The sequence below is a fragment of the Pelagicoccus sp. SDUM812002 genome (assembly GCF_031127835.1).
Lineage (GTDB): Bacteria > Verrucomicrobiota > Verrucomicrobiia > Opitutales > Opitutaceae > Pelagicoccus.
In genome coordinates, this window is the sequence record NZ_JARXHX010000007.1 from 245,377 (window position 1) to 270,431 (window position 25,055).

Annotated in this window: 23 protein-coding genes; 12 read left to right on the forward strand and 11 right to left on the reverse strand. The window is 54.6% G+C overall.

The features are described from left to right. Positions 1–79 precede the first annotated feature (79 nt). From QEH53_RS12725 to QEH53_RS12760, 8 genes are all read right to left on the reverse strand, one after another. Entirely contained in the window at positions 80–766 is a 687-nt protein-coding gene (locus tag QEH53_RS12725; protein WP_309023580.1) for a response regulator, read from the reverse strand. Between the two features lies 1 nt (position 767). Continuing rightward, the gene (locus QEH53_RS12730) at positions 768–1,283 is read right to left on the reverse strand and encodes a hypothetical protein (RefSeq protein ID WP_309023581.1); all 516 of its coding nucleotides are present in this window, start codon (positions 1,281–1,283) and stop codon (positions 768–770) included. A gap of 158 nt (positions 1,284–1,441) precedes the next feature. Beyond that, complete coding sequence (locus tag QEH53_RS12735) at positions 1,442–2,284, reverse strand: HDOD domain-containing protein (RefSeq protein WP_309023582.1); 843 nt, start codon at positions 2,282–2,284, stop codon at positions 1,442–1,444. A 2-nt stretch (positions 2,285–2,286) separates the two neighbouring features. Continuing rightward, positions 2,287–2,808 (reverse strand): chemotaxis protein CheD, encoded by a 522-nt coding sequence (locus tag QEH53_RS12740; RefSeq protein WP_309023583.1) that lies wholly within the window; start codon positions 2,806–2,808, stop codon positions 2,287–2,289. A gap of 166 nt (positions 2,809–2,974) precedes the next feature. Continuing rightward, positions 2,975–3,478 carry a chemotaxis protein CheW gene (locus tag QEH53_RS12745; RefSeq protein ID WP_309023584.1) on the reverse strand — a complete coding sequence of 168 codons (504 nt, stop codon included), beginning with the start codon at positions 3,476–3,478 and terminating at the stop codon, positions 2,975–2,977. 222 nt (positions 3,479–3,700) lie between these two features. Then, positions 3,701–4,969, reverse strand: coding sequence for an HD domain-containing phosphohydrolase (locus tag QEH53_RS12750; RefSeq protein WP_309023585.1), 1,269 nt, complete (start codon positions 4,967–4,969; stop codon positions 3,701–3,703). A 52-nt stretch (positions 4,970–5,021) separates the two neighbouring features. After that, positions 5,022–6,614 (reverse strand): HAMP domain-containing sensor histidine kinase, encoded by a 1,593-nt coding sequence (locus QEH53_RS12755; RefSeq protein WP_309023586.1) that lies wholly within the window; start codon positions 6,612–6,614, stop codon positions 5,022–5,024. A gap of 164 nt (positions 6,615–6,778) precedes the next feature. Next, complete coding sequence (locus QEH53_RS12760; protein ID WP_309023587.1) at positions 6,779–7,705, reverse strand: protein-glutamate O-methyltransferase CheR; 927 nt, start codon at positions 7,703–7,705, stop codon at positions 6,779–6,781. Positions 7,706–7,921: 216 nt separating this feature from the next. Here QEH53_RS12760 and metH point away from each other — a divergent pair, with 216 nt between their 5' ends. Then, positions 7,922–11,650 carry a methionine synthase gene (gene metH / locus QEH53_RS12765; protein ID WP_309023588.1) on the forward strand — a complete coding sequence of 1,243 codons (3,729 nt, stop codon included), beginning with the start codon at positions 7,922–7,924 and terminating at the stop codon, positions 11,648–11,650. A gap of 296 nt (positions 11,651–11,946) precedes the next feature. Here the strand turns inward: metH and QEH53_RS12770 are convergent, their stop codons facing one another. After that, on the reverse strand, positions 11,947–12,840 hold the full coding sequence (locus QEH53_RS12770) for a LysR substrate-binding domain-containing protein (RefSeq protein ID WP_309023589.1): 894 nt from the start codon (positions 12,838–12,840) through the stop codon (positions 11,947–11,949). A gap of 72 nt (positions 12,841–12,912) precedes the next feature. On the opposite strand from QEH53_RS12770, the gene QEH53_RS12775 reads away from it, so the two are divergent. The 9 genes from QEH53_RS12775 (at position 12,913) to folK (ending at position 20,087) form a co-directional block, all read left to right on the forward strand. Then, on the forward strand, positions 12,913–13,617 hold the full coding sequence (locus QEH53_RS12775) for a YggS family pyridoxal phosphate-dependent enzyme (protein WP_309023590.1): 705 nt from the start codon (positions 12,913–12,915) through the stop codon (positions 13,615–13,617). A gap of 28 nt (positions 13,618–13,645) precedes the next feature. Continuing rightward, on the forward strand, positions 13,646–14,746 hold the full coding sequence (locus QEH53_RS12780; protein WP_309023591.1) for a Gfo/Idh/MocA family oxidoreductase: 1,101 nt from the start codon (positions 13,646–13,648) through the stop codon (positions 14,744–14,746). Between the two features lie 80 nt (positions 14,747–14,826). Beyond that, positions 14,827–15,342 carry an NUDIX domain-containing protein gene (locus QEH53_RS12785; protein WP_309023592.1) on the forward strand — a complete coding sequence of 172 codons (516 nt, stop codon included), beginning with the start codon at positions 14,827–14,829 and terminating at the stop codon, positions 15,340–15,342. A gap of 5 nt (positions 15,343–15,347) precedes the next feature. Then, the gene (locus QEH53_RS12790; RefSeq protein WP_309023593.1) at positions 15,348–15,917 is read left to right on the forward strand and encodes an aminodeoxychorismate/anthranilate synthase component II; all 570 of its coding nucleotides are present in this window, start codon (positions 15,348–15,350) and stop codon (positions 15,915–15,917) included. Beyond that, positions 15,914–17,221, forward strand: a complete 1,308-nt coding sequence (gene pabB, locus QEH53_RS12795) for an aminodeoxychorismate synthase component I (protein WP_309023594.1) — start codon at positions 15,914–15,916, stop codon at positions 17,219–17,221. The genes QEH53_RS12790 and pabB overlap by 4 nt, the downstream gene beginning before the upstream one ends. Continuing rightward, positions 17,214–18,050: an aminotransferase class IV gene (locus QEH53_RS12800; RefSeq protein WP_309023595.1), complete on the forward strand. Its 837-nt coding sequence runs from the start codon at positions 17,214–17,216 to the stop codon at positions 18,048–18,050. Before pabB ends, QEH53_RS12800 begins: the two co-directional genes overlap by 8 nt. Further along, positions 18,043–18,891 (forward strand): dihydropteroate synthase, encoded by an 849-nt coding sequence (gene folP, locus QEH53_RS12805; protein WP_309023596.1) that lies wholly within the window; start codon positions 18,043–18,045, stop codon positions 18,889–18,891. The genes QEH53_RS12800 and folP overlap by 8 nt, the downstream gene beginning before the upstream one ends. Continuing rightward, positions 18,884–19,261: a dihydroneopterin aldolase gene (folB, locus tag QEH53_RS12810; RefSeq protein WP_309023597.1), complete on the forward strand. Its 378-nt coding sequence runs from the start codon at positions 18,884–18,886 to the stop codon at positions 19,259–19,261. Before folP ends, folB begins: the two co-directional genes overlap by 8 nt. Further along, positions 19,254–20,087: a 2-amino-4-hydroxy-6-hydroxymethyldihydropteridine diphosphokinase gene (folK, locus tag QEH53_RS12815; protein ID WP_309023598.1), complete on the forward strand. Its 834-nt coding sequence runs from the start codon at positions 19,254–19,256 to the stop codon at positions 20,085–20,087. Before folB ends, folK begins: the two co-directional genes overlap by 8 nt. A gap of 4 nt (positions 20,088–20,091) precedes the next feature. Here folK and QEH53_RS12820 read toward each other — a convergent pair whose 3' ends face one another. Next, a complete protein-coding gene (locus tag QEH53_RS12820) occupies positions 20,092–20,562 on the reverse strand; it encodes a type II secretion system protein (RefSeq protein ID WP_309023599.1) in 471 nt (156 codons plus the stop codon). A 202-nt stretch (positions 20,563–20,764) separates the two neighbouring features. After that, positions 20,765–22,618, reverse strand: a complete 1,854-nt coding sequence (locus QEH53_RS12825) for an ATP-binding cassette domain-containing protein (protein ID WP_309023600.1) — start codon at positions 22,616–22,618, stop codon at positions 20,765–20,767. Between the two features lie 163 nt (positions 22,619–22,781). Between QEH53_RS12825 and QEH53_RS12830 the strand changes: the two genes are divergently transcribed. Next, entirely contained in the window at positions 22,782–24,698 is a 1,917-nt protein-coding gene (locus QEH53_RS12830; protein WP_309023601.1) for an AMP-binding protein, read from the forward strand. Positions 24,699–24,870: 172 nt separating this feature from the next. Continuing rightward, positions 24,871–25,055, forward strand: a 185-nt coding sequence (locus QEH53_RS12835) for a hypothetical protein (protein WP_309023602.1), incomplete at its 3' end; no start/stop codon positions are given.

The window sequence follows — 25,055 nt, forward strand, 5'->3', positions numbered from 1 at the left end:
CTATAAATCGACTTTTGGGAATTTTTCTGAGGCGTTTTTTTTACGTTTTTACCTGAATTAGCCGCTTTGTTACGACGGCTCAGTTATTCCCTGAGAGGTGTGGCTTCTTGGTGTTTCTGATGAGCGGAGAGTTGAAACCTCCGGCATCGAATAGGGTGTTATTGATCTTACCGTAAAAGCTCTGGATTTCGTTTTCCATGCAACGTGCGGCTTCGCGTATAGTGGATATGTCACTGGGCTCTATCCAGTATTTTTCGGTAACGGATTGAAGGAATTCTAGTTTTTCCGCCAAGGCGGCTACTGTGCTGAGGGAGTCCGCGAACATTTCGGTTTCAGTAGGAGCAAGCTGTGGCTGGACGAACGGCTTCGGAGCGACGGGGACCTCAGTCACCTCGGAGGGCGAGCTCGCGCTGAGGGTCAGATTTCGCACGACCTCAAGGAGTGCTCTGTAGTTGAAGGGCTTCGGAAATATCTTGCTGGCGCCGAGCTGGTTGAACTGGGCTTCGGAATCGGGGTTGAGGAAGCCAGTTAGAACGATAACTGGAACGTTCGGATGCGCTGCCTTTACGGCTTCGATGACTTGGAGGCCGTCTTTCTTGGGAAGGTGGTAGTCGAGGATGATGAGATCGTTGGTGTCGGAGAGGCCCTTGTGGATACCGTCGTCACCGTTGTCTGCTTCGTCGACGTCGAACTCGTCCTTGAGGACTTCGCGCATGACCATGCGCAGGGCTGGATCGTCTTCTACGAGTAGTACATTCTTCTTCATCTTAGTTGTCTCCGGTGCCTTGTTGGGTGGTTTGGTAATGCTCTGCCACGAGCTTGATCTGCTGGGAGGGAGGGACCTCGTGGCCTGCGAAAATGATTGCTAGGGGGTGTCCGAGAATGGACCGGATCGGGAATTTCGATCCGTGCAGCCACGTTTTTCCCCACGAAAGGGTAATGAGCTCGCGGGTTTCGAAAAGCGGACGTTGGCGGCTCGCTACGTAGTTGTCTGCAGCCTGGAGATTTGGATCGTCTTCCAGCCAAAAGATAGGCGGGGCAGATTGGGCTTTGCGTTCGAAGCTCGGTTGCTTTTGGCGAAGTAACTCGCGACCTTTTTGGTTTAGATAAAAGACGTCATCTCGAGCGAAGTAGGCGAATACGCAGCAATTGAGAGGTTCTAGCGAGCTGACATCAGCCTGCAGAAGTTGCTTTGGGATGTCGAAGGCTCCGTCGAGATTCTCGATCGCGCTTTGCAGGGCGTCGGGAAGATTGGCTTGGAGGAGCTTGTCGTAGTTTTGCATTTGCTATCGCGCGGTCTCTTTGGGAGGTTACTCAATGGCTACCATCGTCCTAAATATTCTTAGCTTTAGCGGAAACTACTCAACGGCTGCCAACTTTTGCTAGAGCTATGTACTCAGGCTCGCGAGCAGTTCGGCGAGTGCGGGTATCGCCGGTTGGCTCAGTTGGCTCCTACTTCGAGAGCGTGGCGTGCCTTCTCGAGCTTTTCTCGGGCGTTAAGGATGGCGAGCTCGAGCTGGCTTTGATCGATTTCGAAAGCACCTTCGATCATATCGAGGGCCCAGCTGTCGCGTCCATCGTTGCAACCGATAACAGCTGCTCCCCAGTTGGCGACGTGTAGCGCTCCGGCGAGCTTTCTATGTTCTTCCGGCGCTTCGGTCGGATTGTATTGGTAGCGAATGGGAATGTAGACCTCCTCTGGGAAGGACCACTCTTCCAGCATCTTGGAACCTGCGAGGGCGTGGTCGAATCCGAGCGTCTGGCTCTCTGCTTTGTCGAGGCTGAGGCGCTCGGTTTCCACTTTCTTGAAAATGTTTACGTATTGCTCGCCGCAACCGAGGTGCATGCCGAGTTTTCCGATGTCGTGTAGTAGCCCCAGTGTATATGGGAGGCCTTCCATGTCGGTGGCTTCCTTGGCGATCTGGTCCATGATGAGCGCCACGGCGAGGGAGTGGGCCCAGAGGCTTCCTTTGCCGATATCCATGCTGGGAAGCGCTCCATCAAGGTAGTCGCCACTGGAGACGAGGTTCACGATGCGATAGACTTCCTTGATGCCGAGCATGGCTACGGCGTCTTGCAAGTCTGTGACTGGGGAAGCAGGTGAGTAAGCTCCAGAGTTGGTGAGCTTGAGAACGCCCGCCATGATCGCCGCATCCGTGGAGATGAGCTGCACGATGTCGCTCGCGTCCGTGTCAGGATCTTTCATGATCTTGACGAGCTTCGGGAGTACTTCAGGAGCTGGCGGCAGAGTGTCCGTATTCTTGATAAGTTCTTCTACTGTCATGGCTAGGCGAGGCTGAATTTCGATGTTCCGAGGGGGGTCTTTAGTGTCACTTCACCGGTGCCGACGTTGAGATGGATGGTGCGGTTGTTGACGCCGCCGACATCTGCTTTCACGACTTGGATGCCGAGTGCGTTGATGAGTTTCTTCACGGCGAGAATATTGCGCTCGCCAATCTTGAACATGTCTGAGCCCGATATCACGGAGGCGCCTCCTGCTACGAAAGCACGCATGCGGCGGCGTTCCGCCCGGAGTCCGCAGAGGTTGCGAAACATGATAGGCATGCCTGTATCGGCAAACATGGCGGGTTGTTTCTGGGCTTTTTCGGGCGAGAGGGTGGAGTCTGGCAGCATGATATGGATCAGGCCGCCTACTTTGGCTTCTTTGTCGTAGACGATGATACCGACACAGGAACCCAGTGCGAACGTACTGAGGTTCACGTTCGCGTTGTTGGATACTGCCAGATCACCGACGCCGACGACGACGCGTTGCTGAAAAAGGGATGGGAGAGATGGGGCTCCGCTCATTAGGTCAAATGTCTGTCTGTGCTCGTTCTAGGTGATGCGTTTAGCGTGGTAGAGGACTGCGGTTTGGGGGGGCTAAGCATACGGGATGTCAGGGATGGGAAAATAAAACAGGCCTTCGTGATGGGCGAGGGACTGAGAGTTGTTGAGGGCTTCTGGAATTAATCCGCTAGAAGCCGAGGGCGTCTTCGAGTTCGCTGGAGACGACTTTCTCTATGTCGAGGAGAGTCTTGACGCTGTCTTTGATTTTGGCGATGCCGAGGCAGCATTCGGTGCTGAGGCGGGTTCCGAAATCGGGGGATGGCTTCACGTCTCCTTCGGTAACGTTGAGAACTTCTTCGACGGCATCGACGACCAATCCGAGGAGTTGGTTGACGCCTTGTCCGCCGTCTACATCTACGACGATAATGCAGGTACGCTCGGTAGCCTCACCTGCATGGAGATTGAATTTTACGCGGAGATCGACCACGGGGATTACCTTGCCGCGCAGGTTGATGACGCCTTTCACGTGTTCCGGCATTTGCGGTACAGGCGTGATCTTCTGCATGCGAATGATTTCTCGTATTTTGAGCACCTCGACTCCGTAGCACTCTTCGGCCAGGGTGAAGGTGAGGAATTTGCCGGATGAAAAAGAGGTGTTAGTAGTAGTGTCGTCGAATGAGAGGTTGCTCATAATTATTCCGCGGTGGAGTTGTGGGAATGCTATTAATTATGAGCTAGATCGGTATCGCGGCAGCTTTTCTTAAGGACAAAATAGAGGCTGGTACACTCATGAGGGTAGATTCCCCCGTCTTAATCCCGATTCGAGCCGAGACTCATTGAGGCTCGCGTAAAAGATTTACGTATAACCCCGTTTGAGTGCGGAGGTTGTAAGGAACGTGGTGGACTCGGGCGTCTAGCGAAAAACCATCAGACGCTGGGTCAGCGGGTTGGCGAAATCGTGTTCCTTGATCTTTGAAATGATGCCGCCCGTGAGGCGTTTGTCCTCTGGGATTAGCAAGAGCCCCGAAGGGCTGTAAATTCCTTTTGCCAACACCATGCCTGGCTCCAGTTCCGCCAGAGTGATCTCGCGTACCTTCTTAGGTAGGTTGGTGAGGTTCGAGCTCTTCATGAAAAGACGCACCGCCTCGGGATGATAGGCTCGGCCGGATTCGCGGATGATGAACTCGAGGGCTTGGTCTCTTGGCAGGTTGCACTCCACGAAGCCAATAGCCACCGCGAGGTGGCGGGCAGGGACGGGGATACTCTCGCGGCTGAGCTGGTCGGGGTAGCCGAGCCCGTCGAAACGTTCGCGGTGGTAGCGGATGGCTAGGCCTACTTCGTTTAGGTTCTCGACGAAGGAAGCGAGGGTCTGCCCGTAGACCGGATAGTGGCGCATGAGTGTCTCTTCTGTCTCGTCGAGGCTTTGAGCATCGTTGAGGCTTTTGGAGACAAGATCGCGGGGTAAGCCGATGCGGCCGAGATTGTAGAGCCAGGATGCCACTTTGAGAACTTCAGCCTCGCGTGGTTCGAGTAGCTCGGACTTGGCTATTTCGGAGCAAATGGAGACGACCGACTTGGTTTGCTGGCCTAGGATTGGATGGAAGGCTTCGATGAGGCGGAAGCAGATTTCCAGGGAGTGCTTGAAGTTTCTCTCCAAGGCTTGGTTGGCCTCGTCGAGCATGATGGTTTGCTCCTGCAGTTGGCGGACCTTATCCTCCAGCGTCGTATTGCTAGCTACGAGCTTCTCGTTGAGGTCGAGGGTGTCAGCTTGCAGTTTCTCGTTGGTCTCAACGAGCGCGTAGCGTTGGACTGCGTTTTCGACGGTAGCGAGTAGCTCCTCTCGGATCCATGGCTTGGCTAGGAACCGGAAGATTTCGCCCTTGTTTACTGCCTCGACGACGGTGTTGAGCGTGAGCACTCCGGTTATGAGTATGCGAGACGCGTTGGGTTGCTTTTGTTTGCAGAGGTCGAGGAATTCTAGCCCCGTCATTTCCGGCATGCGATGGTCGGAAATGATGGTGGAGAAGCGGTTGGCTTCGACCGCCTTGATTGCCTCGTTTGGGCTGGTGAAGGCGGTTACTAGATAGCCCTCTCGTTCGAGGGTTTCCTTCATGGCGAGGAGGACTATGTCGTCGTCGTCTAATACGAGGATGTTGCTGGATCTCGGCTCGGAGAATCTCATGGGTGCGTTCGGGAAGGTCGGTGGGCCATGCTTTGCCAGCTGAGAGGGGGACTCAGTTGAAGTAGCTGGCCATCTTGTTGAGCAAGGCGGAAGGTTTTGATGAGCCGGAGGCTACCATTCCGCAAATTCTTTTTGCAGAAACCGATAGGGCGTCGACGCTTTCTCCCAGAGCGACCAGGGCAACCTTCTCGCAGTTGCGGGCGTGACCCAACTCGGAAATGAGAGGCTCGGCTTTTTCGTCTAGGGCACTCTTGAATACGATCACACCGTCGAGTTGTTCGCCATCTTGCAAAAGATCTAGTAGAAGCTGCCCGGGCTCAAGGTGGATCCGAGTATCCCAGCCCGCCTTGTGCATGGCGATAAGTAGCGGATGCCGAGTGATGTCCTCCCACGTGTAGACGAGCACTTTCGGGGGACTTTTGGGTAAGCTTGGCTGCGTAGTGGCCGGAGCTTGTCGCGTTGCGGCGGCGGGGACAGTGGCGATATTTTCGGTTTCGGGAGGCGTCAGTTTTTCTTCTCGCTCGAGAAGCGGGAGGACGATGCGAATGTTCGCCCCTTTGTCCGGATTGTTGCCCAGCTTGAGGCTGCCTCCAAGTTCGGTGGCGAAATTGTATGCGATGCTCAAGCCAAGTCCTGGGTGATTGTCACTGCCTTTGGTCGTGTAGAACGCGGTAGTCGCGTTCTCGAGGTCCTCTGATTTGAATCCAGGTCCGTTGTCGGAAAACTCGATAACTCCGCAGGCACGACCGTCCGAGGTAGTTTGGGAAACGTGGATCTGTATCGCAGCGTCTTCCCCGCAAGCGTCGGCTGCGTTGCTGGTCAGGTGCAGGATGATTTGGCGGAAGCGATTGGCATCGATTTGGATGGGATGTTCCCCACTTTCGACTTTGATCGCGATAACGGTGCCTTTCGGGAGAAGTGCCTCCATGTACTCTTTTTGTTCCTCCACTAAAGATCCTAGGTCGAAATAGCTTTTTTGACCGGCCTCCAGAGTGGTGAGGTGGCGGATCCTTTTGGTCAGGTCTTGAGCCCGCACCGAGCAGTCGCGAATGTGGCCCATGGCCTCCGCGGTGGACTTCGGGTCGGAGCCCGGTTCGGCATAGAGCTCGCTGAGCGAATAGATGCCGGCGATAGTGTTGTTGAAATCGTGCAGGTAACGCCGGGTCATGCTGGTGGCGATTTCCTTCCAGGACCGGCGGGCTAAGGCGTCGAAGGCGACGCTGCGGAAGGAGTCGTCGACGAGGCGGCCAGCAACACCGACCGCTTGGCCAGACTCGTTGCGTATGAGGGTACGGTAGTCGACCACTGGGAGGGTTCCACCGCGGCGATTTAGGCGGATGCGATAGCGAGCCTCGGTCTCGAACTGGTCAAGGGATACGGCCTGCCGGTACGCTTCGCGATGATCTTCCACCACGATTTCGTCCCAGGTCGTCGCCGCATCCAGCAGTTTGTAGAAGGCGGGCGGAAAGGCGGTTTCGCTCTGAGAGAAGTAGTGTGGCTCTCTATCCGGCAACTTGAGAAGGTAAAGGACTCCGGGTCCAAGAGCGGCGACGTTAGTCTCGCCGCCTACAGTACCCGCGAGGTCGCGGATGGAGGTGGAAAGGTCGTTGGCAGACACGGGTGAGCTGATGGTTAGGGGATTCACAGTCGAGCGTTGTCTAGACGCTTGAGCCTGAATCCGTCACTGGCAACTCGGCTTTGGGCGAATCAATAGCAATTAGCGGTTTTTTTACGCGATCATTCTGCCTAGGCGCATCGTGAATTAGTTCGTTTGCGTTCGAAAGGAACGCCGTGGGGACCGCTACCTGACTATGCTGGCAGCTGATAAATGGCGGGCTTGATGGATGTATACGGGTGTCTGATGCCAGCTAGGCTCTCAGCGTGCCCGATAAGCAAATAACCACCGGGTACGAGGTGTCGGGCAAGGCGTCCAACCAGTTCTTGCTGCGTTTCGCGGTCGAAATAGATCATCACGTTACGGCAGAAAATGACTTGGAACTTTTGGTTCCAGGGGAACTGCGGCGCGAAGAGATTGAGCCGTTGAAAATTGAGTTTACGCGAGATTTCTGGCCGCACGCGGAAGTAGCCGTCCATCTGCTTTTCGCCTTTTTGGAAGTAGCGTTTCAGCCACTCGTCTTTGACATTTTTGAGGCGGTCGCGGTCGTAGATGCCCTTGGAGGCGAAGTCGAGAACGCGATTGGAGATGTCGCTGCATTGGATCGACCAGTCGTGGCCTTGGCTCTTCCCGAGAAATTCCTCCAGGGCGATTGCGAGCGAGTAGGGTTCCTCTCCAGTGGAACACGCGCAGCTCCAGATCTTGAGTTCCTTGCCTGCTCCGAGCTGGCCGTTAACGAAGCTCGGAAGGATATGGCTGTTCAGATAGTTGAAGTGGTTGATCTCGCGGAAAAAGAAGGTGTGGTTCGTCGAGATCGCGTCGATCAAGTGGTAGAGCTCCCCGCTGTTGGGCTTCGACTGCAGCATCTGGCAGTAGTCGGTATAGCTTCCCATATCGTTGGCACGAAGACGCTTGCCAAGGCGTGCACTCACTAGTTCGCGTTTGCTGTCCCCGAGATTGATGCGTGTCTCCTTGTAGATGAGGTCGCGAATGAAGGAGTAGTCCTGGTCGGTTATTTTTCCCTTCGGGGTCATTCCAAATGGTAGTTTCTGGATTGTGGTTGGTGCTGCAGCGGTCGCGATTGACTTGTGAGTGATAATCTTGGGAAGGCGTAAGCTCATGCGTAGCGGTGAGTAGGCGTGCTTAGTTGAGTAGTCTTAGATCGCGCGTTTTGGGAAAAACTTGAGCCCCAGCGCCTAAAACTATCGGTAATAACTTGCGCGATCTAGGTGGCCTCAGGACTCGATCGAAGAAGATCCCAGGCCAGCTCAGTCGGAGCTTGAGCAAAACGCAGCTACACCCATGGTTTGCTCGTTCCAAAAAATCACAGTTTTACGATGCCCACTTTAGATCAGCATTCTCTTCCGCTTTCCAAAACCTACGAACGCCTCCGCCACTTGCTGGGCGAGCGTATCCTTTTCTTGGATGGGGCCATGGGGACAATGATCCAGCGCCATAAGCTTGAAGAAGCTGACTTTCGTAAGGGACATTTCGAAGACCATGCCAGTGACCTCAAGGGCAACAACGAGCTGCTGACATTGACCCGGCCGGATGTTATCAAGGGAATCCATAAAGCCTTTCTGGAGGCGGGATCTGATATCATCGAGACGAACACTTTTTCCGCTACGGTGATCGGCCAAGCGGATTACAGCCTGCAGCACGCTGTCGACGACCTTAACACTGCCTCTGTTCGCATCGCCAAAGAGTCGATAGAGGAGTTCGTGGCTGAAAATCCTGGACGCGAGTGTTTCGTCGCGGGAGCGATCGGCCCGACCAACCGTACTGCTTCGCTTTCGCCTGATGTGAATCGTCCGGAGTATCGCGCCGTTACCTTCGACGACCTCCGCCTTGCTTACCTGCAGCAGATCCGTGCCCTCGGCGCAGCTGGCGCGGATATCTTTCTTCCAGAAACCACGTTCGATACCCTGAACCTCAAGGCCTGCATTTTCGCCCTCGAGGAGTACTTCGACGAGCGTGGCGAACGGATGCCAGTGATGCTCAGCGTCACGATAACGGACGCATCGGGCCGCACGCTTTCGGGCCAAACGATCGAAGCGTTTTGGAATTCTGTGGCCCACGCTCGACCGCTCAGCGTCGGCATCAACTGCGCATTGGGTGCCCAAGACATGCGCCCCTATATAGAGACGCTCGCGAAAAGCGCTGATTGCTTCATCTCCTGTTATCCGAACGCTGGCCTGCCCAACCCGTTAAGCGAGACGGGCTACGACGAGCTTCCTGCGGACACGGCCAGATTCTTGGAAGACTTTGCCCAGAACAAATTCGTCAACTTGATCGGCGGTTGCTGCGGTACGACGCCCGAGCATATCAAGGCCATCGCCGACAAAGCTCGCTCTTATCCGCCGCGTCCTATCCCCGAAATCGAGAAAGCCTTGCGCCTATCCGGCTTGGAGCCCTTCGAGGTAAAAGGCGAGAAGGCACCGTTCGTAATGGTGGGCGAGCGCACCAACGTGACCGGCTCGCCGCGTTTCAAGAAGCTCATCAAGGAGGAGAAGTTCGACGACGCCCTTGCAGTCGCCCGCCAGCAAGTCGAGAACGGGGCTAATATCATCGATATCAACTTCGACGAAGGCATGCTCGATGGCGAAGCCTGCATGACGAAGTTCCTCAACCTCGTGGCCAGCGAGCCGGATATTTCGCGCGTGCCCATCATGATCGACTCCTCTAAGTGGTCGGTTATCGAAGCCGGACTCAAGTGCGTGCAAGGCAAGTGCGTCGTCAATTCGATCAGCCTCAAGGAAGGCGAGGAAAAGTTCCTCGAGTCCGCGTCCTTGGTTCGTCGATACGGAGCCGCCGTGATCGTGATGGCCTTCGACGAAGAAGGGCAAGCGGCGACTCGTGAAGACAAGGTTCGAATCTGCAAGCGTGCCTACGATCTATTGGTCGAGAAGCTCAATTTCCCTCCTGAAGATATCATCTTCGACCCGAACATCCTCACGGTCGGCACCGGCATGGAAGAGCATGCCAACTACGCGGTCGACTTCATTGAAGCGACGCGAGAGATCAAGCAAGTCTGCCCCTATGCTCGCGTGAGCGGAGGCGTATCCAATATTTCATTCTCCTTCCGCGGCAACAATCCCGTGCGAGAGGCGATTCACGCCGCTTTCTTGTACCACGCTATCCAAGCGGGTCTCGACATGGGAATCGTCAACGCGGGTATGCTCGCGGTTTACGACGAGGTCGAGCCGCCTCTGCTCGAAGCGGTGGAAGATGTACTGCTAAATCGCAACGCGGAGGCGACGGAACGACTCATCGACATGGCCGAAGCCGTCAAAGCAAATGCCTCGGGCAAGAAGGTCGAGGAAAAGGTCGACGAATGGCGTTCTTACTCGGTTGAAGAGAGACTCTCCCATTCTCTCGTGAAGGGAATCTCCACTTTTGTCGACGAAGACGTGGAGGAAGCGCGCCAGCAGCTGCCGCGTCCCTTGGACGTGATCGAGGGACCGCTGATGGATGGGATGAAAATCGTGGGCAAGCTTTTCGGCGAAGGGAAGATGTTCCTTCCGCAGGTGGTGAAATCGGCCCGCGTGATGAAGAAGGCGGTCGCTTACCTGTTTCCGTTCATGGAAGCGGCGAAAGCGGACAACGCCAGTTCTTCGCGTGGCAAAATGTTGATTGCTACGGTCAAGGGCGACGTACATGATATCGGCAAGAATATCGTTGGAGTCGTACTCGGCTGTAATAACTACGAGGTCGAAGATCTCGGCGTGATGGTTCCTTGCGATAAGATTTTGGATACAGCCCTAGAAATTGGGGCGGATATAATCGGTCTGAGCGGTTTGATAACCCCTTCGCTCGACGAGATGATCCATGTGGCCAAGGAAATGGAGCGGCGCGGTTTCACCGTGCCGCTCCTGATCGGCGGAGCCACAACGAGCAAGGCCCACACGGCCATCAAGATTGCTCAGCACTACAGTGGTCCGGTCGTTCATGTTGCAGACGCTTCTCTTGTCGTCGGCGTTTGCAATGACCTGCTCAATTCGGAAAAGAAGGCTGCGTTTATCCAGGAATTAGATACAGCCCAAACCGGCCTGCGCGAGCGTCATGCAGCAGGCAACCAGAACCGGGCCAAGGTGCTTTCGCTGGCCGAAGCCCGCTCCAAAGCTTTCGCGACGGATTGGTCAAAAGCGGAGCTCGCCAAGCCCGATTGTTACGGCTTGAAGGTTTGGGAAGACGTGGATCTGGCAATGGTTGCGGAATACATCGATTGGTCTCCCTTCTTTTGGACCTGGGAGCTCAAAGGCGTTTTCCCGAAAATCCTCGAGAGCGAGAAGTACGGCAAGCAAGCGACGGAGCTTTACGAAGATGCCCAGAAACTGCTCAAGCAGATCATCGAAGAGAAGGCCTTTCGCCTTCGCGGAGTGACCGCCCTCTGGCCGGCCAACGCGGATGGCGACGACATTGTGCTTTGGAAAGACGAGTCGGCTGGCGAAGAACTCAGCCGTTTCCACTTCTTGCGTCAGCAAAAAGAGAAGGTAGGCGACGACACGTACTACAGCTTGTCAGATTTTATCGCTCCCAAAGCGAGCGGCCGCGTCGACACGATTGGCGGTTTCGCGGTGACTGCAGGCGAAGAAGTCGAAACGTTTGCGCACACGTTCAAAGACGCGGGCGACGACTATACTGCGATCCTAGCCCAGTCGCTGGGAGATCGATTTGCGGAAGCCCTCGCGGAGTACATTCACCGGCAAACCCGCGAGCAGTGGGGCTTCGGCAAGGACGAGGATCTCACCGTCGAGCAACTGATCAAGGAAGAGTACCAAGGCGTGCGCCCGGCGGCGGGCTATCCGGCTTGTCCCGACCATACGGAAAAGGAAACGCTCTGGGCCTTGCTTTCCGCAGAGGAAAACACCGGAGTTTCCCTAACCGAGAGCTTCGCCATGAACCCGGGCAGTTCCGTTTCCGGCCTCTACTTCGGCAGCGCGGATGCGCGCTACTTCAACGTCGGCAAGGTCGAGCGCGACCAGATCGAGGACTACGCCAAACGCAAGGGTATCACTCTCGAAGTCGCCGAAAAGTGGCTCGCTCCCAACCTCGCGTATAGCTGATTCGGATACAGGAATACTCGCTACTTAGTGGAAACATTTGAGAGGCGGTTGCTCGGATTTGAGCGGCAGCCTTTTAGGGTATTTGCTCAAAGAAGACTTAGATTGAGCCATATTTTGTGTGCGTTCGCTATTGGCGCAAGCGATGCTGTTCGTAGGTCCGTCCCTGGCAACAGGGATTGAGGGAGTGACGCTACTGTCTTTATGGGCAGAAGCAGACAAATCCGGGGCCGGCGTTAGGGGTTATCGTCGGCCCCGAACTCCTTCCGGTTTTCTCGAGTGGAGTGACGTTTAGCGAATTAGTCGCCGAGCAAGTCTTGCCCGGTGAGGATATCGATGAACTTTTTCATCGCGGGCGTGAGCACGCGGCCCTTGCGATGCAGGATGCCGAGCGGCCGGTCAAAGGCTGGGCCCTCGATGGGAATGGCGCAAAGCGTGCCTTGCTTGATTTCCTGAAGGACGGTGGCCTTGGGCACGATCGCGATGCCTGCGTCGATCTCGACGGCGCGCTTCACGGTCTCGATGTTGTCGAACTCCATGACCGGATCGATCTCGATCTTCTGGTCCTTGAAGATCTGGTCGACGGCCTTGCGGGTAGGGATGTCGGGGTCGAAGCTGATGAACTTGTGCTTGGCCAGGGTCTCGAGTTGCAGGCTCGTTTCTTTAGCGAGGGGATTGTTCGGATGGCAAATCGTGATGAGCCGGTCCTTGCGGAAGTCGGTTATCTCGATCTGGCGATTCTTCTGCGGGAATGCGACGAGGCCGAAGTCGACTGAATTGTGCAGGATGTCTTCGTAGACGAGATTGGAACGGCGGTACTCGACACGCACGTTCACGTTTGGAAACTCGGTGAGGAAACTCTTAATGTAAGGTGGCAGCTCGTGGAGGCCGATACTGTAGATGGTGGAAATGCGAATGGTGCCGGATATGACTTTTCGCATTTCCATCAGCTCGCTGAGCAGCTTTTCGTAGCCGTGGAGAATTTCTTTGGCGGATTGGTAGACGCGTTCGCCTTCGCGGGTAAGCTGGAATTGCTTTTGGCTTCGGTCGATGAGTAGGGCTGCGAAATGCTTCTCCATCGATCTCGCCTGCTGGCTCACGGCCGACTGTGTCACACCATTGAGGCGGGCAGCCTTGGAAAAGCTTTTGGTTTCGACTAAGTCGGCGAAGATCTTGAAGTTGTCTATTTGCATTTTGGGAGAGGTTTTTTCTACTAGGTTTATAATCTAGGCTTATTAAGGCAATACTAAACAGTAGGATTTTTAATGCTTATATCGTTCGAGGACTTTCAGGCTAATTTGGCCCAAGTGATGGGGCAGATCGCTGCCGCGTGTCGTAAAGTGGGGAGGAAACCCGAGTCCGTGACGCTACTGCCGGTGACGAAAAACCATCCGGTGGATGTGGCTCGCTATGCTTGGGAGGCAGGATTGAGATCGGTGGGTGAAAACCGAGTGCAAGAGGCGCTGGGCAAGATGGGTGATGTGGATGTCCAGCTTCGTTGGGAGCTCATTGGTCCTTTGCAGAGCAACAAGTCGAAGAAAGTGGCGGAGAGTTTCGCGCGGGTTCAGACGGTAGATCGTGTGAAGATTGCGAAGGCCCTTGATCGTTATGCTGGCGAGGCTGGAAGGACCCTTTCGGTACTCTTGCAGGTTAACGCCGGCCGCGATCCTGCCAAGTCGGGCGTGGAGCTGGAAGAGGCGCCGGCCTTGCTCGAAGCGGCGCTGGCTTGCCCGAACCTGAAGGTGGATGGACTGATGACGATTGCCCCCGTGTCGGACGACCCGGAAGTGGCTCTGAGGACTTTCGCGAGCCTGCGGGAGTGTCGAGATGCTCTAGGCGAACGGTTCGGCGTCGACCTCCCAGAGCTTTCGATGGGGATGAGCGGCGACATGGAGGAAGCGATCGCGGAAGGCAGCACCATGGTTCGGGTGGGAACTGCTCTATATGGACAGCGAAACTACGCTGGCTAGGCGCGGGCAATCTTGAAATTATTTCCTCATGAGCGAAGTCATCAAAATTGGAGTCATTGGTTGTGGAAACATTAGCCCTCAGTATTTCAAAGGGGCTAATCTTTACAGCGAGATTGAGATCGCCGCTTGCGCGGACTTAAACCTCGACTTCGCGAAGGCTCGTGCCGAGGAATTTGGCATTCCCCAGGCTTTGTCGGTGGATGAGCTTTTGGCCGATCCTGAATTGGATATCGTACTCAATTTGACCACCCCGCAATTCCACGCTCCGCTCAACCTGCGCATTTTGGAGGCTGGCAAGCACGCCTATTGCGAAAAGCCATTCGCCACCAACCGCGAGGAGGGCAAGCAGGTACTCGAGCTCGCGACGGCCAAGGGGCTAAGAGTGGGATGCGCCCCTGATACTTTTCTGAGCTCTCCACTGCAGACAGCTCGCAAGCTGGTCGACGAAGGTTTTATTGGAAAGGTATTTGGAGGCACCGCAGTCTTCGCCTGCGCGGGACATGAGCGCTGGCACCCGAATCCAGAATTCTACTACAAGCTGGGCGGCGGACCGGTGCTGGACATGGCGCCTTACTACTTCACGGCCTTGGCGAACCTCATGGGGCCAGTCGTGTCAGTCGTTTCCTCCGGCAAGCAGGTCTTCGCGGAGCGGACGGTTGGCAGCGGTCCTTTGGAGGGAAGTCAGATTGCTGTGGAGACGCTTACCCATAATGTGAGCATTCTCGAGTTCGCTAATGGGGCGACGGTGAGCGCCCTTTTCAGTTTCGACGTGCAGGGCGAGCATGATCTTCCGATGCTGACACTGTATGGAACGGAGGGGAATTTGTCCTTGCCGGACCCGAATCGGTTCGATGGAGACCTTCGGGTATGCAGGTCAAGTGGCAGCTGGGAGTCGCTGTCCTTGCAGCACAACTACGAGGGGGCTCGGGCGTTGGGCTTGGCCGACATGGCCGCAGCGATCAGGAGCGAACGTCCGCACCGGGCAAATGGTGAAATGGCCTTCCACGTTTTCGATGTCATGCTCGCTTGCGAGGAGTCGGCTGCAAGTGGACAGAGAGTTCAAGTGAAGTCGCGTTTTGAGAGGCTTCCGGTGATAGGTGCTTCGGAAGGTGGCTCGCCTCGTTTTTAGGTTCCGATCAGCGCTTTCGGCTATTTGGCTCACAGTAGAAAAGCATTGTCGCCGCAGCGGCGTTTCGCAGGATGCCGCTGGTGTCAGCAACACAGTTCAGTTCAAAAGAGCATGCCAGCAGGTTTCGCATCGGTACCTTGCTGTATTTCAGCGATGAAGCGGACCGCTTGCTGCTGATTCGCCGCAAGCGACCTCCCAACCTCGGTCTCTGGTGTGCTGTCGGGGGAAAGCTGGAAATGCCGACGGGCGAGTCCCCCTACGAGTGCGCTATCCGCGAAGCTGCGGAAGAGGTCGGCGTAAGCTTGCGAGCGAGCGACCTCGGCTTGAGATGTCTCCTGTCAGAAAAAGACTACGAAGAAACGGGGCATTGGTTGATGTTCGTTTACCAAGTAAGGGTTCCTTTGCGGGCGCTGCCGCCTCGAATGGAGGAAGGGGAGTTTCGGTTCTTTGACCGGACGGAATTGGAAGGGGTTGAGATGCCTGCACTGGATCGTCAGATTCTCTTCGGGCGGATCTTAACGGATGATGAAAGCTTGCACTTTCTTCGCTCCGATGGGGATGCGTTGCCGTTGGTGGAGGAGAGTCGAATCGGCTGAGTCTGATGATTTTGCTCATCGATAACTTCGATTCCTTTACCTATAACCTTTCACAGTACCTGAGAATGCTGGGGGAAGAGGTCGTGGTGCGTCGCAATGACGCGATTGATGGAGCTGAGGTTCGTAAGCTCGCTCCTCGTCTCATCGTAATATCGCCGGGGCCAGGTGGACCGGCTGATACGGGTAAGTGTATCGAAATGTTGGATGCTTTCCATCGCGAGATCCCTTTCTTTGGGATATGTTTGGGCATGCAAACGATAGCCGCCTACTTCGGAGGAAGAATTGTCGAAGCCACTGTGCCGGTGCATGGGAAAGTTCGCAGGGTGGTGCACGATGGGAAAGGGGTATTTAATGGATTAGAGAATCCTTTAAATGTGACACGCTACCATTCTCTGATCGTGGAAGAGGGCAGCCTGCCGGATAGTTTGGAAGTGAATGCCCGATCGGAATCGGGTGAGATCATGGGGCTTCAGCACAAGGTGTATCCAATTTTTGGTGTTCAGTTTCACCCTGAAGCCTATCTTACGGAGGGTGGTTTGGCCTTGCTCAGAAACGCGTTGGAGGCGACTCGATGAGGGAAAGAAAACTAGAGGTTCCATTCGATCCGCTGGCTGCTGCAGAGCGAGTTGTAGGGCTTCCCGGAGTAGCATTACTATACAGCGGTCTGCGAGCCTATGGACTCGGACGCTATTCCATTCTCGCGGCGAATCCTGTACGGACGATTGCATCGCGAGGTTTCGCGGCGATCGAGGATGTGCTATCAACCGTGAGAAGTGCGGAATCAGGACGGCTGCCGTTCTATGGAGGACCGATCGGATATTTCTCGTACGATGCGGGCCGCTGCCTGGAGCCTAGACAGCTCACTCCCTCTTCCGGGGAGACGGCTGATGTTCGATTTTCGATGTACGAAGGGGCATTGGTATTTGATCACGAGAAAGGCGAAACCTGGCTGACCACCTCGGAGGAGGAGATTAGCGATAAGCTGGAAGCTTTTTGCTCTGTCGCTTTTTCGGAAGGGAAAAGTGTTATAGAATCCTTCGCTATGCAGACATCTTTAAGGTCGAATTTTAGTCGGACCGATTATTTGGAAGCAGTCGATTCGGTACGAGCTCTGATTCGTCGCGGCGATGTCTATCAGGTGAACCTGTCTCAGCGCTTTACCGCCGAATGTTCGGGCAGCGCCTTCGAACTGTTTTTGCGGTTAGCTAAGAAAAGCCCCGCACCTTACGCAGCGTATCTGGATTTTGGCGACGAGCAAATCGTATCTTCATCGCCCGAGCGCTTTTTGTTGATTGAGAATCGACAGGCAACGACGCGTCCGATCAAGGGGACGCGCTCGGCGGGAGGTTCTAGGGAGGAGGCGGATGCCAATGCCCGGGAGCTTGAGCTGTCCGAAAAGGATCGTTCCGAATTGCTTATGATCGTGGACCTTGAGAGAAACGACTTGGGCCGTGTTTGCGAACCGGGTAGCGTGAGGGTCGACGAACTTTTTCGTTTGGAACGGTACGCAACAGTTATCCATCAAACGGCTGACGTGAGTGGAGTTTTGGAGGCGGGAGTAAGTCCGCTCGATTGCGTGAAAGCGATGTTTCCCGGTGGGTCGATCACGGGAGCTCCCAAGATTCGAGCGATGCAGGTAATCGATGAGCTCGAGCGAGGGGATCGAGGTATCTACACGGGAGCGATTGGCTATTTCGATGCCTCGGGACAAGTAGACCTAAATATTGCGATTAGAACTTTGCGGATTGCAGACGGACGATTGTCTTTTCAAGTTGGAGGAGGTATCGTTTGGGACAGTGATCCGGCGAGTGAATATGAGGAAACGTTGTTGAAGGCTGAGGCAATGGTGAGCGCTTTAGGAGGCAGTCTTGATGGGTAAACTCTTTCTAAATGGAGAGCTGGTCGATGGTGGTTCAGTCACGCAATCGCTCCTGAGCCGGGGGTTCGCGTTTGGTTTTGGCGTTTTCGAAACCATGAAATTTCTGGATAAGTCTCCCTGTTTTTTTGGAGAGCACTTACAGCGTCTCCGGAAGGGATTGGATGGAGCTGGCTTAGCTGTCTCCATTGATGAAACTTCGTTAAGAACTCAAGCAAAGCGACTGTTTGAGGTGGAAGGCGTTAGCGAAGGCGTATTCAAAATAGTGATATCGGACGATGGTGAGCGTCCATTGGTAGCGATGTTTATTCGCTCAAAGGGTGCATCTATCGAACCGGAGCCCAGCCGTTTGGTGATGTCCGCGGTAGTAAAGGCCTCGCAGGCGTTTACAAGTCGCAACAAGAGTTTGAACTACATGGAATCTGTCCTAGAGCTGGATAGGGCGAAGTCGGCGGGATTCAGCGAATGCGTTTTTCGCAATGAGCTTGGCGAGCTAACGGAATGTGCGGTGGCCAACCTCTTCTTTGTGCAGGAAGGAATCTTGAAGACTCCTGCTTTGGATTGCGGGTTACTCAATGGAATAGTCAGGCGAAAGGTAATTGAAATATCTCGAAGCTTGGGGATGACGTTCGAGGAAGGACGTTTTACCGAAGAAGATTTGCTTGCGGCTTCCGAGGTTTTCTTGACGAGCTCTGGAGCGGGACCTTGTTCGGCTGAGAGCTTTCAGTCGAGTTCGGGGCAGCGCGTCCGCTACTCTCAGTCCCTGTTGCCGGGCTTGAGGGAATCGTTTCTAAAACTAGAGCGTGAAGAGGGGCTCTCAGGTCATGATTAAACGTTTGGTTTGGAGTTTGGCGGGCGGAACTCGTCTAGAGCTGGGGGAGAAGTCGCTACTTATGGGAATTCTTAACGTGACACCGGACAGTTTCTCGGATGGAGGCGAGCACTCGAGCCTTGCGGCTGCGGTTGCCCGAGCTGAGTCGATGTTTGCTGCCGGTGCTTGCATCGTGGACGTAGGCGGAGAGTCTACCCGTCCTGGCTTTGAGCCGGTGTCGGAAACCGAAGAAATTGATCGGGTCGTGCCGGTGATTCGAGAGATCCGTTCCCGAAACAGTGACTGTATTCTTTCTGTAGATACGACGAAGTTTGGTGTGGCGGAGGCTGCTTTGGAGGCGGGTGCGAATATAATCAATGACGTCAATGGGTTCTTGCTCGCCCCTGGCCTTGCAGAGTTGGCGGCCAAGCACGAGGCTGGGGTCGTGTTGATGCGAAACGGGCGTGAAGGCTTGATTGACGGATCAGTGTTGGATCGGATTCGTGCAAGCTGGGAAGCTTCACTCGAAATAGCTTTTGAAGCTGGGGTGAAGGAGGCAGCAATCGTGTTGGATCCAGGTATTGGATTTGGGACTACTCGACAGGATGATTTGGAGATCCTGAGAGGCTTGGACGTGTTGCGGACCTTCGGTTTCCCTCTTCTGCTCGGAGCATCGAGAAAGCGGATAACGGCACAGCCCTCCGGCTTGCCAATGGAGTTGAGATTGGAGCCGACGATCGCCACCACTGTTACTGGAATCGCGGCGGGAGTAGAGCTCTTTCGGGTGCACGATGTGGCGGAAAACGCTCGTGCCGCGGGTCTGGCGGATCTGATATACCGAGGAGGTGACTTAAATGAGTAAGAAATTGGATACTGTGTTTTTGGAAGGTGTTGAGCTTTTTGGATACATCGGCGTTTTCGAGGACGAGAAACGCAACGGCCAAACCTTTTACATCGATGTGGAGCTAGGAGTCGATTTAAGGAATGCAGGGCGAAGCGATATATTAGCACAAACTGTGAGCTATGCGGAAGTTTTCGCACTGGCAGAGCAATTGATGGATGAAGCGCGCTGCGACTTGATCGAGTGCTATGCGGAACAATTATCGGAAGAGATATTCAGCTATTTTGATTTGGTGCAGGAGACTAAGATTACGGTGCGAAAGCCAGAGGCCCCAATTGATGGGAAATTTCGAGCAGCGGGGGTCACGATTCGACGTGAGCGGGATGAATAGAGTTTACATTGGTTTTGGATCAAACCTGGGCTGCAAGGTTGGTAATATACGACGAGCGGTGGCTTTGCTGAGCAAGGAAGATAGTATCCAACATATGGAACTATCATCCTTCTATAAGACCGATCCAGTGGGGGGAGTGGAGCAGGACTGGTTCGTCAATGCGGTGGCTCGCTTCGACACGACTCTGGCTGCGGAAGAGCTACTGTCTCTTTGTCTTGAGGTAGAAAGAGAGCTCAAAAGGGTTCGTGTCGAGCGTTGGGGGCCAAGAACCTTGGATATCGATATTCTCTTTTATGGCCTTGAAAAAGTTACCGAGAAGGATTTACAGATTCCTCATCCGAGAATTTGCGAACGTGCGTTTGTATTGGTGCCGCTCCTAGAGCTGGATTCGACTTTGAAGCTGGAGGATCGCGAGCTCAGCGATTGCTTGGTTCGAGTCGCGGATCAAGGGATCGAGCGAATGAAGCCGGTTGTCGCTATTTTAGGAGCGAGCCCGAAACCGGAGCGTTACGCGCACTTGGCTCAGCAGTTGCTGATGGAGACAGGTCACGAACTTGCTCTCGTTGCTCCTAGGGGCGAAGAGATTTTAGGAGTTTCGGTTATTGATAAACTGGGGAAGTGTCAGGAACCAGTGGATACAGTGACCTTGTATATCGGTTCGTCGCGAGTGGATTCAGTCCTCGAGGATTTATTAGAGGCTCGACCACGTCGGGTGATTTTCAATCCGGGCACCGAGAACGATTCAGTTCGCTCTATTTTGGAGCGGGAAGGTATTGAGACTCAGGAAGCCTGTACGCTGGTATTGCTGCGAACGGGCCAGTTCTAGAGAACTATTCTTCGATGACGTAGTAGAAGCGGTCGGAGTCGATCTTTTGAAATAGCCCAGTAGTGAGGTCTCCGTCGTCGATTCGCTTGTCGACGACAGCAAAGATTTCATCGCCGTGAGTTGGGGCGTGGACGCCCACGGCTGAGGTGAAGTCACCAACTCCATCTTGCTCGTAATCCCACTTGCCCCCGAGAGGGCTGCCGAGTTCGAACTTCTTCTTCGAGACGTATCCCTCCAGTTCTGGCGGGAAAACGCCGGAAGCTGAGTCCTGTACCCACCAGCCAGATTCCAGAGCGTATTGTGATCCGGCGCTTGCGAGGATGCGAATGTCACTAGCGAAGGACGCAGCTCGAGCGTTACGGACGTAGTTGCTAAAGAGAGGGACGGCGATGGAAGCGAGAACGCCAAGAATCACCACGGCTATGAGAAGTTCTATGAGGGTGAAACCTTTTCGGGAGTTTTTCGCTTTGTTCATCGAGTTTTGAAGTTGGTTTGGCTCGCTACGTTCGTGCTATCAAATGTGACGTTTCTATTATCGTCCATAATTTCAATCCCTGACCAGTGGAATGTCCTGTTTTGCCGTAAATTGACTGCTAATCGGCTCCACGTTTTTTCCCAAATAGAGGACGCAGCCCGGTATCGATGGAGTGAATACTCCAGTCACTGAGCGCTATCGTCTATGAGGTCGAGTCGGTAAGGGACTCCTTAAGAGTCTCTAATTCCTCCCATCGCTCGAAGGCGGTTTCCAATTCGGACTCGATTTCGCCCATTTCCGACTTGAGGGCGATTATCTTCGATTCGCCATCCTGGTAGGTGGCGGGGTCGGCGAGTTCGTTAACAAGCTTTTCTTTGCGTTCCTCCAGCTCCTCGATGCGTTTGGGAAGGGCTTCGAGTTCGTTTCGCAGCTTGTTGGTAAACTTTGGCTTCTTCTCTTTCCAGCTGCTACGGCTGGTTTTGGCTGCTGCTGCTTGTTTGTTGGCAGCTTGTTGGTTGCGGCGAGCTTGCCAATCGTTGTAGCCCCCGTGGTGCTCCGTCACGACTCCGCCCGTTTGCACGACGAAGAGAGAAGTGACTGTGTTTTCGAGGAATTCGCGGTCGTGGCTAACGAGCATCAGAGTGCCGTCGAACTCGAGGATGCGCTCTTCCAGGAGCTCAAGCGTTTCCGCGTCGAGATCGTTGGTCGGCTCATCGAGCACGAGGAGGTTGGCCGATTGAGTAAAGAGGCGGGCGAGCAGAAGTCGGTTTCGTTCGCCGCCGGAGAGCGTTTTGATGGAAGCTCTGGCGCGGTCTGGCGTGAAGAGGAAGTCTTGCAAGTAGGTCATGACGTGACGTTGCTTTCCGTTGACGGGTACGGTTTCGTTTCCGTCGGCCACGTTTTCGAAAACGGTCTTTTCGTAGTCGAGCTGGTCGCGCATCTGGTCGAAGTAGGCGATCTCGAGCTTGGTGCCGTGCTCGACCTCGCCGGTGGTGGCAGCTAATTTTCCGAGCAAGAGCTTGAGCAAGGTGGTTTTGCCTGAGCCGTTAGGTCCAATGACGCCGATGCGGTCGCCGCGCATTATTTGGGCGTCGAAAGGCTGTAGAACTTGTTTTTCTCCGTAGGATACGGAGGCTTGCTTTACGGTGATGACCTTGGCCCCGGAGTTGTTGCTTTGCTGGAGGGAGAAGTTTGCTGCTCCGGAGCGGTTTCTCCAAGAAGCTCGCTCGTCGCGCATCTTCTTGAGAGCGAGCACGCGGCCTTCGTTGCGAGTGCGGCGGGCTTTGATGCCTTTTCGAAGCCACGCTTCCTCTTGGGAGAGCTTCTTTTCGAAGGCGGCTCGGTTTTTAGCTTCGATCTCGAGAAGTTCCTCTTTGCGGCTTAAGTAGGTTTCGTAGTCGCAACGAAAGCTGTTGAGCTGGGCGAGGTCTACCTCGACGATACGAGTGGCGAGTCGCTTGAGGAAGGAACGGTCGTGGGTGACGAAGAGTAGGGTGAGTTTGCTGCCGATCAGAAAGTCTTCGAGCCAAAGGATGGACTCAATGTCGAGATGGTTGGTTGGCTCGTCGAGTATGAGTACGCTGGGTTCGCAGACGAGTGCTTTTCCGAGTAGGGTGCGGCGTTTGAGTCCGCCGGAAAGTGTTGAGAAGTGTGCGTCGGGGTCGAGCTGGAGGTCTTTTAGAGTCTGTTCGATGCTGGCCTCCATTTGCCATTGGCGTTCTGGGTCGAGATGCGCGTGAGGAAGGTCAGCGTGTAGAGCGAAGAGGGCGTCGCCATCCGCGCCGAAGCCGGAAGTCACGATTTCGCGCACGGAGGCGTCGAGATCTTGAGGAATTTCTTGGGGCAGGGCAGTGGCGACCCCGCCCTCGGGAAAGGTGATGGAGCCGGAGTTCGCTCCGTACTCGCCGGAGATGACTTTCAGCAGTGTGGACTTTCCAGCACCGTTTCTGCCAAGCACGCAGACGCGCTCGCCGCGGTCGATGTGGAGGCTCGCATTTTCTAGCACGGCGGGGCCGCTGAAACTGATCGTCAATTCTGTAACGCTGAGGACTGGCATGGCGTGAATTTTTCTGAGAATCGGTAGGCTTCTCTTGTGTGTTGGCCTGTGGCAATGGGAAAATGTGAAACTCCTCCTTCCTGGCTCGATAAGCCATCCTTCTTGCTTGAAACGGGAAGGAGCTGACGCCACTCATAGTTGCCCCTCCCCATCCCACGACTGAATGAAGTTTCAAGGTATTGCAGCAGACAACCTAGCGGAAATGTACCGCTTAGCAGCGGAACGTTATGGCGACCGGCCAGCTTTTGCCTCTCGTATTCGCAAGGGTGTTTATCAGCCGGTCAGCTACAGAGACCTCTATGATTTTGGACTCTACCTCGGTTCGGCCTTGATCGAGCTCGGCGTGAATGCTCGCGACCATGTAGCTCTACTAGCTGACAATCGCGTCGAATGGAACATCGCGGACTACGCCATTCTCATGTGCGGAGCTGCCGACGTGCCCCGTGGAACGGACCTTACGAATCAAGAAATTGAATACATCTTACAACACTCCGATGCGAAAGTTGCTTTCGTAGAGAGTGCTCGTTTGTTGGAGCGCGTGATTCGCATCATGCCGAAGCTCGACCATGTAGAGCACCTTATCTTGATGGATCCGAAGGCCGAGCCAGCGAGGGGAGTCCTAGGACTTTATGATATGGTGGAGCGGGGCAAGGAACTGCGGACGCAAGGGAATCGACTGATTGAGGAGCGCATGGCTCAAATAAGTCCTGACGACCTCTTTACCTTGATCTACACTTCGGGAACGACAGGCACCCCAAAGGGTGTTCAACTCACGCATGCGAATATGGCATCCCAAGTTCGGAACCTCCCGTTTCCTTTGGAACCAGACGATCGCCTGCTTTCGATCCTGCCTGTCTGGCACAGTTACGAACGCATTTTCCATATGATAGCTGTGAGCAACGGCTGTTGCACCTACTTCACGAGCTTGCGCACGCTCGGCGACGATCTGAAGGCGGTGAAGCCAACGATCATGGCTTCCGCTCCGCGCCTTTGGGAAAACCTCTACCTCAAGATCAAGAAGAATGTTAGCGACTCGCACTGGATTCGTCGTGGCCTGTTCCGCGCAGCTTATTTCAGCTCTCGCATGGTAAAGGGGTCGCTATTCTTCTTCCAACGCAAGGAAATGGATGTCGAGGGGCGTAGTTTTTTCGAGACAGCGACGAAAGCACTCACGGGAGCTCTCAAGATTGTTTTGTTTCTTCCTCCCTACGTCGCATTGAACGCGGTTGTATTGGAAAAATTGAGACAGGTAGTGGGTGGGAGCTTCAAAGGGACCGTCTCAGGCGGGGGTGCGCTGCAACCACATGTAGATGAGTTCTTCAACTACATTGGTATTCCCGTAAAGGAGGGTTATGGTCTGACAGAGACTTCTCCAGTAGCGGCGGTTCGCACGCTCGAGAGACTGGTGATTGGCACCGTTGGCCCTCTTTATCCAGAGACCGAACTTCGTATTATCGATCTCAATACGGGAGACGTTTTATATCCCGACCCCTCCAGGCGAGGAGAGGGGCGGGGGCTCAAAGGTGAAATCCATCTTCGGGGACCGCAGGTTATGAAGGGTTACTACAAAAATCCGGAGGCAACCGCTCGTGTGCTGAAAGAGGGTTGGTTCAACACCGGTGACATTGGGATGTACACCTTTAACGATTGCTTGAAGATAATGGGGCGGTCCAAGGATACCATCGTTTTGCTCAATGGCGAAAACTTGGAGCCGATCCCGATCGAGGCTAAGCTGTGCGAATCTTCGCTCGTGGACCAATGCATGGTTGTCGGACAGGACCGCAAGCACCTCGGTGCTTTGGTGGTGCCTTCGCTCGAGGGCTTTGAAGCAGCCGGGATCAAGGAGGATACGCTGGCAGGGCTTGCGAGCCGCCAAGACGCTATTCGAATGATCCGAGACGAAGCGAAACGGCTCATCTCCTCAGATAACGGATTCAAGAAATTCGAGCACCTGCACGATCTGCGGCTGCTCGACAAAGCTTTTGAAGTAGGTGACGAGATGACTAACACCTTCAAGATCAAGCGCCATGTAGTGGACGAGAAGTACCACCATCTCATAAATGAAATTTTCAAGGGATAGATTGCTGTTGAAACGTATCTAATCTTAGAAATGACCTAGACTTATACCCGAGCGGTTCAGCCCAGTTCCATTCAGTTACAGTTGGATCTTACTAATAACTCTGCTTACCTGACTTAAGCTCGTCTAATGGACTGAGCATCCCCCTTACTGAAGAAACCATCAAATCGACCCGATGAAAGAAGACTCCCCCAATACTCCCTTCCAACTCGACGCGCTTGGCGCGTCCTTCGCGTTCCTGGTGCTGCGCCTGTGGCTGGGCGTGCGCTCGCTCCTGACGGGCCTGGAGAAGTTCGCCGGGGTGGAGACCAAGCAGCGCCCGCTGCTCGACGAGTTCGGCGACCCGGACATCTCCGGGGC

What these genes read in the sequence shown, in the direction of transcription:
- QEH53_RS12735 (WP_309023582.1), bottom strand. Translation starts at nt 2,284, where the DNA reads ATGACAGTAGAAGAACTTATCAAGAATACGGACACTCTGCCGCCAGCT.
- pabB (WP_309023594.1), top strand. Translation starts at nt 15,914, where the DNA reads ATGAGGGAAAGAAAACTAGAGGTTCCATTCGATCCGCTGGCTGCTGCA.
- QEH53_RS12745 (WP_309023584.1), bottom strand. Translation starts at nt 3,478, where the DNA reads ATGAGCAACCTCTCATTCGACGACACTACTACTAACACCTCTTTTTCA.
- QEH53_RS12820 (WP_309023599.1), bottom strand. Translation starts at nt 20,562, where the DNA reads ATGAACAAAGCGAAAAACTCCCGAAAAGGTTTCACCCTCATAGAACTT.
- QEH53_RS12730 (WP_309023581.1), bottom strand. Translation starts at nt 1,283, where the DNA reads ATGCAAAACTACGACAAGCTCCTCCAAGCCAATCTTCCCGACGCCCTG.
- folP (WP_309023596.1), top strand. Translation starts at nt 18,043, where the DNA reads ATGATTAAACGTTTGGTTTGGAGTTTGGCGGGCGGAACTCGTCTAGAG.
- QEH53_RS12740 (WP_309023583.1), bottom strand. Translation starts at nt 2,808, where the DNA reads ATGAGCGGAGCCCCATCTCTCCCATCCCTTTTTCAGCAACGCGTCGTC.
- QEH53_RS12725 (WP_309023580.1), bottom strand. Translation starts at nt 766, where the DNA reads ATGAAGAAGAATGTACTACTCGTAGAAGACGATCCAGCCCTGCGCATG.
- QEH53_RS12775 (WP_309023590.1), top strand. Translation starts at nt 12,913, where the DNA reads ATGCTTATATCGTTCGAGGACTTTCAGGCTAATTTGGCCCAAGTGATG.
- folK (WP_309023598.1), top strand. Translation starts at nt 19,254, where the DNA reads ATGAATAGAGTTTACATTGGTTTTGGATCAAACCTGGGCTGCAAGGTT.
- QEH53_RS12830 (WP_309023601.1), top strand. Translation starts at nt 22,782, where the DNA reads ATGAAGTTTCAAGGTATTGCAGCAGACAACCTAGCGGAAATGTACCGC.
- QEH53_RS12780 (WP_309023591.1), top strand. Translation starts at nt 13,646, where the DNA reads ATGAGCGAAGTCATCAAAATTGGAGTCATTGGTTGTGGAAACATTAGC.
- QEH53_RS12760 (WP_309023587.1), bottom strand. Translation starts at nt 7,705, where the DNA reads ATGAGCTTACGCCTTCCCAAGATTATCACTCACAAGTCAATCGCGACC.
- metH (WP_309023588.1), top strand. Translation starts at nt 7,922, where the DNA reads ATGCCCACTTTAGATCAGCATTCTCTTCCGCTTTCCAAAACCTACGAA.
- QEH53_RS12750 (WP_309023585.1), bottom strand. Translation starts at nt 4,969, where the DNA reads ATGAGATTCTCCGAGCCGAGATCCAGCAACATCCTCGTATTAGACGAC.
- folB (WP_309023597.1), top strand. Translation starts at nt 18,884, where the DNA reads ATGAGTAAGAAATTGGATACTGTGTTTTTGGAAGGTGTTGAGCTTTTT.
- QEH53_RS12800 (WP_309023595.1), top strand. Translation starts at nt 17,214, where the DNA reads ATGGGTAAACTCTTTCTAAATGGAGAGCTGGTCGATGGTGGTTCAGTC.
- QEH53_RS12790 (WP_309023593.1), top strand. Translation starts at nt 15,348, where the DNA reads ATGATTTTGCTCATCGATAACTTCGATTCCTTTACCTATAACCTTTCA.
- QEH53_RS12770 (WP_309023589.1), bottom strand. Translation starts at nt 12,840, where the DNA reads ATGCAAATAGACAACTTCAAGATCTTCGCCGACTTAGTCGAAACCAAA.
- QEH53_RS12825 (WP_309023600.1), bottom strand. Translation starts at nt 22,618, where the DNA reads ATGCCAGTCCTCAGCGTTACAGAATTGACGATCAGTTTCAGCGGCCCC.